11 protein-coding genes and 2 pseudogenes are annotated in these 11,472 nt (G+C 51.0%); 7 read left to right on the top strand and 6 right to left on the bottom strand.

Annotation, left to right across the window (positions count from 1 at the left end):
* The 7 genes and pseudogenes from GF111_RS03065 to GF111_RS03035 all read left to right on the top strand — a co-directional run.
* On the top strand, positions 1 to 1,227 hold the full coding sequence (locus tag GF111_RS03065) for an MFS transporter (RefSeq protein ID WP_055313583.1): 1,227 nt from the start codon (positions 1 to 3) through the stop codon (positions 1,225 to 1,227).
* The gene (locus tag GF111_RS03060; protein ID WP_047727816.1) at positions 1,224 to 2,384 is read left to right on the top strand and encodes an ABC transporter substrate-binding protein; all 1,161 of its coding nucleotides are present in this window, start codon (positions 1,224 to 1,226) and stop codon (positions 2,382 to 2,384) included. Before GF111_RS03065 ends, GF111_RS03060 begins: the two co-directional genes overlap by 4 nt.
* Positions 2,353 to 3,537: an aminotransferase class V-fold PLP-dependent enzyme gene (locus tag GF111_RS03055; RefSeq protein WP_147191292.1), complete on the top strand. Its 1,185-nt coding sequence runs from the start codon at positions 2,353 to 2,355 to the stop codon at positions 3,535 to 3,537. Before GF111_RS03060 ends, GF111_RS03055 begins: the two co-directional genes overlap by 32 nt.
* 7 nt (positions 3,538 to 3,544) lie before the next feature.
* Positions 3,545 to 3,961, top strand: a complete 417-nt coding sequence (locus tag GF111_RS03050) for a ParB N-terminal domain-containing protein (RefSeq protein WP_071845398.1) — start codon at positions 3,545 to 3,547, stop codon at positions 3,959 to 3,961.
* A gap of 393 nt (positions 3,962 to 4,354) precedes the next feature.
* Positions 4,355 to 5,305 (top strand): annotated as a pseudogene (locus tag GF111_RS03045) (IS3 family transposase); the annotation flags it as partial.
* Between the two features lie 236 nt (positions 5,306 to 5,541).
* Positions 5,542 to 6,618 carry an IS110 family transposase gene (locus GF111_RS03040; RefSeq protein WP_000227969.1) on the top strand — a complete coding sequence of 359 codons (1,077 nt, stop codon included), beginning with the start codon at positions 5,542 to 5,544 and terminating at the stop codon, positions 6,616 to 6,618.
* Positions 6,619 to 6,634: 16 nt separating this feature from the next.
* A pseudogene (locus tag GF111_RS03035) lies at positions 6,635 to 6,940 on the top strand (integrase core domain-containing protein); the annotation flags it as partial.
* 344 nt (positions 6,941 to 7,284) lie between these two features.
* Here GF111_RS03035 and GF111_RS03030 read toward each other — a convergent pair.
* The 6 genes from GF111_RS03030 to GF111_RS03005 all read right to left on the bottom strand — a co-directional run bounded on the left by GF111_RS03030 (position 7,285) and on the right by GF111_RS03005 (position 11,351).
* Positions 7,285 to 8,274, bottom strand: coding sequence for a zinc-dependent alcohol dehydrogenase family protein (locus GF111_RS03030; protein ID WP_047727808.1), 990 nt, complete (start codon positions 8,272 to 8,274; stop codon positions 7,285 to 7,287).
* 3 nt (positions 8,275 to 8,277) lie between these two features.
* On the bottom strand, positions 8,278 to 8,394 hold the full coding sequence (locus GF111_RS03025) for a DUF2770 family protein (RefSeq protein ID WP_004927822.1): 117 nt from the start codon (positions 8,392 to 8,394) through the stop codon (positions 8,278 to 8,280).
* A gap of 122 nt (positions 8,395 to 8,516) precedes the next feature.
* Positions 8,517 to 9,143, bottom strand: coding sequence for a LuxR C-terminal-related transcriptional regulator (locus GF111_RS03020; RefSeq protein WP_038875489.1), 627 nt, complete (start codon positions 9,141 to 9,143; stop codon positions 8,517 to 8,519).
* A 216-nt stretch (positions 9,144 to 9,359) separates the two neighbouring features.
* On the bottom strand, positions 9,360 to 10,475 hold the full coding sequence (gene solA / locus GF111_RS03015; RefSeq protein WP_038875492.1) for an N-methyl-L-tryptophan oxidase: 1,116 nt from the start codon (positions 10,473 to 10,475) through the stop codon (positions 9,360 to 9,362).
* Between the two features lie 141 nt (positions 10,476 to 10,616).
* Positions 10,617 to 10,871: a biofilm formation regulator BssS gene (gene bssS / locus GF111_RS03010; RefSeq protein WP_004927812.1), complete on the bottom strand. Its 255-nt coding sequence runs from the start codon at positions 10,869 to 10,871 to the stop codon at positions 10,617 to 10,619.
* A 201-nt stretch (positions 10,872 to 11,072) separates the two neighbouring features.
* The gene (locus tag GF111_RS03005) at positions 11,073 to 11,351 is read right to left on the bottom strand and encodes a hypothetical protein (protein ID WP_038875495.1); all 279 of its coding nucleotides are present in this window, start codon (positions 11,349 to 11,351) and stop codon (positions 11,073 to 11,075) included.
* Positions 11,352 to 11,472 lie beyond the last annotated feature (121 nt).

Genomic DNA, 11,472 nt, shown 5'->3' with positions numbered 1-11,472 from the left:
ATGCGCGTAACGGGCAGCGTGACTTTTATTGTCCAGTTTCTGTTTATCGTGCAACTGCTTTCGATGGGAGCGATGGAAATGAGTGGCCCTTTTTGGCCGCTTTATCTCGAAAGTATGACGTCCACAGAACTACTGAGCATCGCTGGCACGGGAGTGTATATAGCGCCGATGCTTGGCGTTATGCTAACCAGTACATTCTGGGGGCGGGTAGGCGACAAAACGGGCAATAAAGTCATGATGATCCGCGCACTGATGGGCCTGGCATTAACGCAACTCGGGCTTGCTTTCGCCAATGAAGTCTGGCTGGTGCTTATTTTACGTTTTTTGCAGGGTACCTGTGCGGGTTATATTGCGCCGGCTCAGGCCTATGGTATTGCAATGGTGCCAGCGGCACAGCGTACGAGACTTTTTGCCTGGTTACAGGTGTCAACCAACGCAGGCTCTTTGGCAGGGGCGATTATCGGGGGAGCCATTCTCGATCTACTGAGTTTCTTCTGGATAAACGTCAGCGCATTTATTATTTGTACGCTGTGTGCACTGATTGTTCTTTTCATATTACCTGCTGATGCTCCTCATGAAGTCTCGTCCACTTCAGCTGTTCATTCAAAAGATAAGAAAAGGACTCCAACTGGAATCAACAATGGCGTCATTGTTGGCTTACTGACGGTTCTTGGCTTGTTATTAATGAGCCGCATGATTACGCAAACGCCTTTTTCTCTTTATGTCAGCACGGTGTTCAATGCCCCTAATTGGCTAACAGGATTAGCTTATGGATTACAGGCTACGGGAGTGATTGTATCAGCGTCTCTCTGGGCAAGATTGTTTGAAGCGCACGATATAGCCAGCACGCTCTACCGAATGGTGGGGGTCATCATGGGATGTATCCTGGTAACACTGCTGCTGGCTACAGTAAGGGAAACCCTCTGGTTTATCGGGCTTTATTTTTTATGGGGAATTCTCCTTGGCGCAACCACGCCTGTGCTTACCGCATTAATCTCGCGTACAACAGCCGAAGGTATGCAAGGGTATATATTGGGGGTAGTCCAGAGTATCAGCCAGTTCGCCTCCATTGCAGGTATTGCTTTGGGGGGCGTAGTCCTTCTCTGGCCAGGGTTGTCAGCGTTGTTTCTTTGCGTTGCGGTCATGTATTCCATGACTTTAATTATTACGTTAAAAATCAGCCGCTCTTCAAGGGAATTCAACAAGAAAATAGGTTATGAGAAATGATATTACGACTTGTGCTCTTTATTGTATTGTTAACCTCATCAGTTGCTCATGCTGAACAGACGATGACGCCTGTAACCGATCTCTTCGGCCGGACCGTTAACATCAAATTACCGGTACAGCGTGTCATCCTTGGGGAAGGGCGCCAACTGTATCTGGTCGCCATGCTTGATAAAGAAAATCCTGCCAAGAGGATAGTGGCCTGGCGGAAAGATTTAATACAGTCAGATCCGGCAACATGGCAGCAGTACCGGCAACAGTTTCCACAACTGGAGAAAATCCCGACATTTGGGGGCCGCGAGCAAGGGACCTTCGATATCGAACAGGCTATTAATCTGAAACCTGACGTCATCATCATGAATATGGATGCGCGAAATGCCATTGTTGATTCAGGGTATGAAGCCGCACTTGCCAGTGCGGGTATCCCAATTGTCTACGTGGATTTTCGGTATGACCCTATTGCACATATTCCTCCAACAGTGAAACTATTTGGCGAGTTATTTGGCCAATCGGAACGCTCTGAAGCCTATTTGAAATTTCGCGAGAGTGAGTTACAACGCGTCACATCCAGGACTTTAAAATTAAAGAATCCATTGCCAAAGGTATTTTTAGAACGTCTTGGAGGTTATTCAGAAGAATGCTGTATGACCTTTGGCAAGGGGAGCTTTGGGCGTTTTACTAAATTAGCCGGAGGAGACAATATCGCAGCCAATCTTGCTCCCGGTTCATTTTTTACGTTAAATCCTGAAAAGGTGATAGCTGCAAATCCTGATGTCGTCATACTCACCAGCGGGAATTTTCAGGCCTTCGTTCCTGGTGGAAGGTGGATCCCTCTCGGGCCGGGCGTCAATATCGACGAATCCAGGCGTAAGCTGGCATGGTTCACCAGCCGTCCAGCTTATGCAGATAGCACTGCACGCCGTAATAGCGCATTTTTCGCCATCTGGCATCAGTTCTACAACAGCCCGTATGATGTCATTGCCATCCAGCAACTAGCCAGATGGATACATCCACAATTATTCGCGGACCTGGACGCTGATGACACATTCCGTCGCCTGCATCAGGAATTTCTTCCCGTTCCGTATCAATCCGGATATATGGTAAGCCTGCAAAAAGAGGAGAATAACCATGACGTTAAGTCTGGCACAACTCCGCGCTGACACGCCAGGGACTGAGCATGTTATTCATTTTAACAATGCAGGAGCAAGCTTAATGCCTGTCCCGGTTATACAGGCTGTACATGAACACTATTTAAAAGAAATTACCCTCGGTGGGTATGAAGCCGCAGATCGTGAGCGCCAATGGCTTGGTGATATATATGGTTATCTGGCGAAATTGATCCAGGCAAAGCCTGCAGATATCGCGCTTGTGGAAAATGCTACCCGGGCCTGGGACATCGCATTCTACTCTCTTCCCTTGCGCCCAGGGGATATCATCCTGACTTCGACCACTGAATATGCAGGCAATTATATACCTTACCTGCAACGACAAAAACGTGATGGCATTCAGATCAACATTCTGGAAGCGGATGAGGATGGGGCTGTTTGTCTGAAGCAGTTACAACATGCCCTTGACAATCCTCGAGTCAGATTAATCAGTCTCCCAATACTGGGAACTCATGGAGGACCAATACAGCCGGTAGAAAAAATAGGCGCCCTTGCTCGTGATGCTGGCGTGTGGTTTTTCCTTGATGCTTGCCAGGGTATTGGACATTTACAACTTGATGTCCAAAAAATTGGGTGCCACGTGTTAACAGCCTCAGGGCGTAAATACCTGAGAGCTCCACGCGGTACGGGTTTTTTATGGATGGATAGCACCCTGAGTTCGAATATTGAACCGGTGTGGCTTGATCACCATGCTGCCAGTCTTATAGATGAGCAGCGTTATCATATTAGCGAAGGAGCCCGACGATTCGAATGCTGGGAGGCAAATATTGCTGACAGGCTTGGCCTGGGGGCGGCCGCGAAATATGCGCTTTCGTTAGGGCAAGGTAAAGTAACGCAAAGGATTTTTAAGTTGGCTAAGCAACTTCGCTCAGGCCTGAAATGTATACCGCACGTTCAGTTACAGGATAAAGGAGAGAATCTGTCAGGAATCGTTACATTTACAATTAAAAATAAAACAGCTGAATCTGTTAAGGAATACCTATCGGCTCAACCACGTCGAATTAATGTCTCATGTTCTCGATCGAGTTCGACATTCATTGACATGCGAAATCGTGGGCTGGAGTCAGTCGTTCGTGCATCCGTTCATGCGTATAACAGTGAAGATGAGATAGATATCTTACTTAATGCCCTTGAAAATTTCAGGTGAGGTGAACATGCAGTATGAGGTAATATTACATCCAGTTGCCTTGATCCGTCCCTCTGAAGAGGTCAACATGGAACATGTTATAGCATTAACAGAGGAGATAGCGCGTTGCCAAAAATGGATAACACCCGTTCCCATTGAAAAAAACACGGGGATCATTATGGATGGCAACCATCGATATCGCGTGGCCAATAATCTTGGGCTAACGTACCTTCCTTGTATATTGCTTGACTATACTGATGTACGCGTGAGAGTACACGACTGGAATAATGGTGAGCCGTTCTGCCCGTTAAAAATCAGAGAGCACATAGTCAACCAAGGAAAAATTTTTCCGTATAAAACCACTCGTCATTTTTTTTCACCGGTTCTTCCAGTTGTTGATTTTCAGCTAAGGCAGTTACTCGATATAAATTCATTAACCATGTAACTATTGTTGGCTCTGAAAAAAATTAATACCGGAGCCTTTTTTGCTGGAATAGTTTTGCACTAGGGAGTTGGCATGGACTGTGGAATCACTGAGGTTTTGCTACTTGTAGTGAATGCTTTTAGAAACTCTGTCATTACTTAGCTCATGACATTTTAATAATCGCCAATGCTTAGAGGTTTTTACAAAAACCAACTCTATCGACAAATATATACCTGCTAAAACGATTGAGCTTGTCGATAACATCTGCCAGCAGCGTGTTCCGTTGATTCAACTGACAGAGATGGCTTTTGGAAAGGGCGGAAAGGCACAAAAATCTGACTGGTCGCCGGCATCACTGACATGAGAAACGGTTTCAACTGTAGTGGCACAGTAAATTTGCCCACCTGATTAAAGGTGATATTCTCACTCCAACATGAAACAGGTGACTTAATGAACAAGAAAACTAAGCGTACTTTCACCCCTGAGTCCAGGCTGGAATGTGCACAGCTGATTGTTGATAAGGGATACTCGTATCGGCAAGCCAGTGAGGCGATGAATGTCGGCTTTACCACGCTTGAAAGCCGGGTACGCCAGCTCAGGCGAGTGTGTCAGGGGATCACGACTTCTGCGACCCCCATGACTGCAGAGCAGCAACGTATCCGCGAGCTGGAAAAGCAGGTTCGCCGCCTGGAGTAACAGAATACGATATTAAATAAGGCTACTGCGCTCTTGATGTCCGACTCACTGAACGGTTAACGATAGTTGCCAGGCTGAGTGACAGCCACACGGTTGTTACCCTTTGCTCCGCTCTGGGAATACACCGTAGCAGTTACCGATACTGGCGAAAACGACGCGATACTGTCAATCCGGCGCGAGTCAGGTTGTACAGCGAAATACGCCAAGCATGGAACCAGAGTCGGGGCTCTGCTGGTGCACGCACTCTGGCTGAAATGCTGACCCAGAACGGCGTCCCGATGAGTCGTTACCGTGCCGGGCGTCTCATGAAATACCTGAATCTGAGCAGTTGTCAGCCCGGAAAACATCAGTATAAAAAATCCCCGCCAGGAACATATCTGTTTGCCGAATTTACTCGAGCGTCAGTTCACTGTGCCGGAGCCAGACCGGGTATGGTGTGGAGATATTACGTACATCTGGGCAGGGCATCGCTGGTGCTATCTGGCAGTTGTCATGGATCTTTTTGTCCGCAGAATTATCGGCTGGAGTCTGTCAGCGAATGCCGATACAGCGTGGGTAAGTCGTGCCCTACGGATGGCCTATGAGATGCGTGGCCAACCCCGGTAGGTCATGTTCCATAGTGATAGTAATAATGCCGATGTCAGTCTTTACCACCACTTAGTTTGCCGTTTAACCAGATTGGTGTGATTACTGATGCAGTGAAGACCTTCCCGCATCCTGACTCACACAGCGATCGACCTTTTGTGTCCTGCCCTGGACCCGTCGGTTGCCGGAAGCGCCTTCATGCGAGGCATCTCCTCACCGATGCGCGTGACTCAAGAAGGGCCTGACGGCTTGTCTCGTTACTGTCCTGTCCGGGTTATCTGTCTGGAGATTCAACTCTGTTTCCTCACAGGAGCTCTGTCATGGTTGATAAAGTTACCGAAGCTGCCGTTGTGGGTGGCGTGGATACACATAAAGATTTGCACGTTGCCGCTGTCGTAGATCAGAACAATAAAGTCCTTGGGACTCAGTATTTCTCCACAACACGACAAGGTTACCGGCAGATGCTGGCATGGATGACCTCGTTTGGGACATTAAAGCGAATTGGTGTTGAGTGCACAGGTACCTATGGTTCCGGTTTGCTTCGTTATTTTCAGAACGCCGGGTTAGAAGTTCTTGAGGTGACTGCTCCAGACCGGATGGAGCGACGCAAACGGGGTAAAAGTGACACAATTGATGCTGAATGTGCCGCTCATGCAGCATTCTCAGGCATCAGGACAGTTACTCCCAAAACGCGTGATGGCATGATTGAGTCCCTGCGGGTATTAAAAACTTGCCGAAAAACAGCAATATCAGCCCGCAGAGTCGCTCTCCAGATTATCCATTCAAATATTATCTCTGCCCCGGATGAATTACGTGAACAGCTCAGAAATATGACGCGCATGCAGCTCATCAGGACCCTGGGTTCCTGGAGACCTGATGCCAGTGAATACCGCAATGTAACCAACGTTTATCGCATTTCATTAAAGTCCCTTGCCCGACGCTATCTCGAGTTACATGACGAAATCGCTGATCTGGATGTCATGATTGCGGCAATTGTCGACGAGTTGGCACCTGAGCTGATTAAACGTAATGCTATCGGATACGAAAGCGCTTCACAGTTGCTGATCACTGCCGGAGACAATCCTCAACGGTTAAGATCAGAATCAGGATTTGCGGCACTGTGTGGTGTCAGCCCGGTCCCCGTTTCTTCTGGAAAAACGAACCGTTACCGACTTAATCGTGGTGGAGATCGTGCTGCAAATAGTGCACTTCACATCATCGCCATCGGACGCTTACGAACTGACGCAAAAACAAAGGAATATGTCGCCAGGCGTGTAGCCGAAGGACATACAAAAATGGAAGCGATACGCTGTCTAAAGCGATATATCTCCCGCGAAGTTTACACGTTACTGCGCAATCAAAACAGGCGGATCAACAGTATCCCGATAACAGCTTGACTCTTAGAAGGGCGTCCAAGGAAGCCAGTATACCGGCCTTAAATATCAACAAGTTCTTTGGCGTTACAGGATAAAGCAAAGCCTCAGTCGGCGAGGGAACTGCTGGGATAACAGCCTAATGGAACGCTTCTTCCGTAGTCTGAAAACAGAATGGGTTCCGACAAATGGTTACGCGGGGAGTGATGAGGCCCGGCGTCAAATCGGCGGTTATATCCTGAATTACGACAATAGCGTCAGACCTCATCATTACAACGGGGGACTGACGCCGGAAGAATCAGAGAACAGATACCGTTCTTACTGTAAAACCGTGGCCAGTATTACTTTACCACTACAACCCCAATCTGCTGTTGTTGCCTGGCTTGTCGTACTGGCTGAAGTTGTTTTCAGGCATCTATCAGAGGATACGTACTTAAAGGTGGCGAAGATCTCAAACCTACTAGATTTAATGAGTTCATCGTTTGACTCTTTAATTGTCATGCTCATTTTACTATCGATCGTTATTTCTTGGGTAATGATGCGCCTTATCTCAAAGCGTAGAGATTGATAGCATAATAATGTCCGTTGCCCTAATAAAAGGGCATCTCACCACTAATAAGTTTGCATTAACGGAAAAGGCGCCTTTTCCTCCATTGTATTTTATTTATTGGGAACCCCGTTGAGTAATGGTTAATCCACCGCAATCGTCTCCGATACCGTCGGCGTAAGGAATATTTTGCCGCTTACGCCGGGTAGGGCTGCGTGCTGCAGCGCCGCTGCGTACTGACGCAAAGGATAAATCGCGGCGGGTGGGCGCAAAGCCAGCTGGCCGCGTCGCAGCAGCTGGAATAGCTGATAAAACGCCGTTTGCCACTGCGCCGGTGCTGCCTGCGCATTCCATTTGCGCAAGTGGAACAGCGAAGCGCGCAGCTTCAATTCGTCTACCACGCGCCGCCAGTCCACCTGGCGCCCACCCAGCAGGCCCAGCGCCACAAAGTCGCCGCCGGTGCGAACCGCCCGCGCCAGCTGCAATCCGTCTTCTCCGCCGATGCAGTCGATGGCGGCGCGGGCGCCAAAGTGGGTCATTTGCGCCAGCTGCGGGGCTTCAATAACGCGCCAGGCGCCGGCGGCCAGCAGCGCTGGGCGATGAGCGAGGTTGCGTACCACCACCGCCAGACGAATGCCACGCAGCGCCGTCAGTTGCGCCAACAGCAGGCTAACGGCGGAGCCGCCGCCGTTGAGCAGCAGCACGTCGCCGGCGCTGAGCGGTAGCCATTGCGTCAGCAGCACCCAGCAGGTGAGCGGGTTGATATAGATTTGCGCTGCGCTGGCGTCGTCGATGTCGTCCGGTACCCAGACCACCCGTTCTTCAGGCAACGTGACGAAGGTTTGCCAACTGCCGTCACCCGCTACCGCCAGTGCGCGTCGGCCGGTCGAGCGTCCGCTTTGCGGATCGACGATGACGCCTACGCCTTCATAGCCAGGCACCTGCGGCAGGGCGATGCGGTGCGCGTATTGGCCGTGAATCGGGATCAGGTCGGAAGGGTTGATCGGGGCATAGCGCATCTGCAGTAGCCGCCGGCCGGGGCGTAGCGACGGCATGCTCGTCTGCTGCAGCGCCAGCACCTGGGCGGGATCGCCGAAGCGGCTGAAGCTCAATCGGGGAAATGACGACGGCATGGGTTACATCACGAAGAAAAAATAGACATCCAGCGCCAGCAGCACCAGCCACAGACAAAGATACAGCACCAGGTGCTCACGCACGTTGTTGACGATAGCCGCCAGTATTCGGTTTAACATTTCAGCCGCCTGAAGAAAGAGACCTTTGATTATAGTCCTTTTCTCGGCACCTTTTATAGCGGGGCGCGCGTGAGCGCTGGAAGAGTGGCGATAAAAAAGCCTGCGTTATCGCAGGCTTGATGTTACACCGCCAGCAGCGCCAGCGGCGTCGAATTCGTTGGCGCGCTGGGCGGGTAGAAATAACGCAGCACGTTATACAGCGAGTAGAACTCCAGCCGGTTGCGCGCGTTGATCTTCTCCGTGATATGGCGCTTGTGCACATACACCGTATGCGAGCTGATCTGCAGCTTTTTCGCGATGCGGTAGTTGGGCATTTCCGCCATCCAATATTTCATCACCGTCAGTTCCTGCGGGCTGAACAGGGAACGCTCTTCGCCGTCATCGGCCAGCGCCAGCGGATTTTCGCGCAGCGTGCGCAAGGTGAGCGGCAGAATGCTTTTATTGAACAGGAACGCGTTATCGGCGATGCGCATTGGCGTTTCGCTGTAGGGGTAAGGCGTATCGAGATAGATAAACAGCAAGGCAGACTGACTGGCTTCCATAAACGCCAGCAGCTGTGCGTCCGCTTCGTTATAGCGGCACTGGTTGCTGAGGTTCACCAGAATGTGGCTCGGCTGAAAGCTGGCCAACAGCGGCGTAGCGTACTCAATGCTGTGGCAGCACTTGATCGTTGTAATCCCACTATCAGCAAAGTAGCTGGCTATACCGACCCGGGTGAAGCAGCATTCGTCCACGACAAGTAGTTTCATGGTGACGTCCTTGTTGAAAGCCGATGGAGCATATCTTCTGTAAAATAGGGCTTACACTGCAAGTGTTCAATTCGGAAATTCAAATGCTGAATGCAAGAAATTTCCGTTATCAGAATTTTTACTTGGTATTTAAAAGAGTTAGCAGGTTAATAAATTGTAACCGCCAAATTTCGCTGTCCAGGGCTCTGCGGCAACCTGGACAGAGAAATCCTTCGCTTAGCTAAATCGTTTCAGACCAAAGCTGGAGACGTCGACCGGCGGCGCTTTGTCCTGCGCGAACAGCGCGGCAATCTCACCCAACGCGCTGGCGAACTTGAAGCCGTGGCCGCTCAATCCGCTGATGACCATCAGGCGATCGCACTCCGGCAGGGTATCGATAATAAAGTCTTCGTCGGGGCTCATGTCATAACTGCAGGCTTCGCCGTGTAAACATACGCCTACACCCGGCAAAAACTGCCGCAGGAAGGAGAAAACTTCGGTACCGTCGCTGGCGTAGCTACCGAAGGGTTTACGCTGCTCGGGGGCAGCCATCGGCTGCCCGCCGTCGTGTTTACCCACTTTCAGGCCGTCGTTATCCGCCGGGAAGCCGTAATAGTGCGTGCCGTCCTGCGCTTCGACGGTAAAGGCCGGGAAGCGATTGTTCACGCTGTAGCGGCCGTCCGCCTGATGCCAGGAGAATACCTTGCGCAATGGCGTAATCGGCAGCTGCGGCAACAGCGCTTTCACCCAGGTGCCGGCGGTGACCACGGCTTTTTGCGCCGTGAAACGCCCTTCGCCGGTGACGACCTCAACGCCGCCATCGATAGGCTCCACCGCGCTGACCGGGCAGTTGAACAACTGGCTGCAGCCGGCCTCTTTCGCCAGCTTGATCAGGCTGGCCACCGCCAGTTCGGAACGCAGGAAGCCGGCGTCCGGCTCGAAAACGCCGACGTAACCTTCCGGAGCGCGGAATTCCGGCCAGCGTTGAGCGATCTGTTCGGCACTGAGGGTTTGTGCGTTCAGGCGGAATTTCTGCGCGCTCTGCTGAGCATTGCGAATGAATTCGGAGTGCTGCGGCCCCAAATTGAGCACGCCGCACGACTGGAACAGTTCCTCGCCGGATTGTTGAATCAGCGCATTCCACAACGCCTGTGCGCGCAGCACCAGCGGCACGTACTTTTCACCTTCGCCGTAAGCGTGACGGATGATACGGGTATCGCCGTGATGGCTGCCGTTGCGGTGCGGGGGAATGGCGCTGTCGATCATCAGCACTTTCAAGCCGGCCCGGGTAGCGTAATACCCTGCCGCCGCGCCGACTGAACCGCTGCCCACCACAATCAAATCATATTCCACGTGCCCACCCTCTCTGATAGCGATTTCTTATCGCCCCATGATAAAAGGTTGCCGAGCGCAATGCACTGATTGAACGGCGAAAGGCAAAGAAAAAGGCGCCGGGAATGGGGCGCGGCGCCTCAGGGGTTAGGGGACGATGAATCAATGTTTTCTGCGATCAAGATCCTGGTAATCCGTAGCTTCAATCTTGGCGATGCCGGCCTCTAAAATATTGATTAATTGACGGGCGACATCTGTGGTCAGCCAAAGCGTTCTGTCTACTTGGGCTTCTTCTGGCGTTTGGTCTAGTGAAGACAGGTAATGAAGGCGTATCATCATGGCGTCGTAAACGTCGACAGTACTGATATCCCAACCGACAAGCGGGTGCGTCTGAATTACTTCATCATTTCTGTCCATAAAGACCCCTTATTGAGTAGTAACTACCGTGAGTGACTAACGAGGATCAATGCGGCTCATCATCATGAGAGCAATTACAGTATACGCATCCGCTTTCATCGGTGGAGGGGGTTGTCACCGAAATTTGCAAAATAAATATTTATTCGAACAATTATTCTACAAACCGGTATGCGAATTTTTGGATGAGTAAAGCGCAGGGCGTTATTCCGCGCCGGCTGGCGGCGGTGAGCCGTGCAGGCATTTTTCCAGCTCTTCGGCCAAATGGGCGAAATGTTTTTGCGTTTCGGCGTCGCGGTTCTGGCTGTGCGATTCCAGCTTCAGGCTGTGGATCAGCAGTTGGTTGGCTTTGTCATCCAGGCTGAAGGCCAGATAAGAGAAAGCCACTTCCAATACGTTCAAGCGCCTTTTCTGATCGGCAATCAGCGCCAGCAGTTCACCAAACGTCATCGCGTCTTCGGATTTCACCTTGTCCGGGGCCATGCTTACTCCTTTGCGTTAACTACAGCGCTGAGGCGGATTTTGTTCCAAAGTAAGGGTAAGCGATGAATGGGCAGGGCGCCAGAAACAAAAAAGCCGGAGAGCGACCCCCGGCAAAAACAGC

It is taken from the genome of Serratia sp. HRI, assembly GCF_010119335.3.
Classification (GTDB): domain Bacteria; phylum Pseudomonadota; class Gammaproteobacteria; order Enterobacterales; family Enterobacteriaceae; genus Serratia; species Serratia nevei.
This window is presented reverse-complemented; position numbering and strand designations above follow the sequence as displayed.

Bases quoted from the DNA above. Each gene is read 5' to 3' on its own strand.
- GF111_RS03040 (WP_000227969.1), top strand. From the start codon at position 5,542: ATGGTTGATAAAGTTACCGAAGCTGCCGTTGTGGGTGGCGTGGATACA.
- bssS (WP_004927812.1), bottom strand. From the start codon at position 10,871: ATGGACAGAAATGATGAAGTAATTCAGACGCACCCGCTTGTCGGTTGG.
- GF111_RS03020 (WP_038875489.1), bottom strand. From the start codon at position 9,143: ATGAAACTACTTGTCGTGGACGAATGCTGCTTCACCCGGGTCGGTATA.
- GF111_RS03030 (WP_047727808.1), bottom strand. From the start codon at position 8,274: ATGCCGTCGTCATTTCCCCGATTGAGCTTCAGCCGCTTCGGCGATCCC.
- GF111_RS03060 (WP_047727816.1), top strand. From the start codon at position 1,224: ATGATATTACGACTTGTGCTCTTTATTGTATTGTTAACCTCATCAGTT.
- GF111_RS03065 (WP_055313583.1), top strand. From the start codon at position 1: ATGCGCGTAACGGGCAGCGTGACTTTTATTGTCCAGTTTCTGTTTATC.
- GF111_RS03005 (WP_038875495.1), bottom strand. From the start codon at position 11,351: ATGGCCCCGGACAAGGTGAAATCCGAAGACGCGATGACGTTTGGTGAA.
- GF111_RS03025 (WP_004927822.1), bottom strand. From the start codon at position 8,394: ATGTTAAACCGAATACTGGCGGCTATCGTCAACAACGTGCGTGAGCAC.
- GF111_RS03050 (WP_071845398.1), top strand. From the start codon at position 3,545: ATGCAGTATGAGGTAATATTACATCCAGTTGCCTTGATCCGTCCCTCT.
- GF111_RS03055 (WP_147191292.1), top strand. From the start codon at position 2,353: ATGACGTTAAGTCTGGCACAACTCCGCGCTGACACGCCAGGGACTGAG.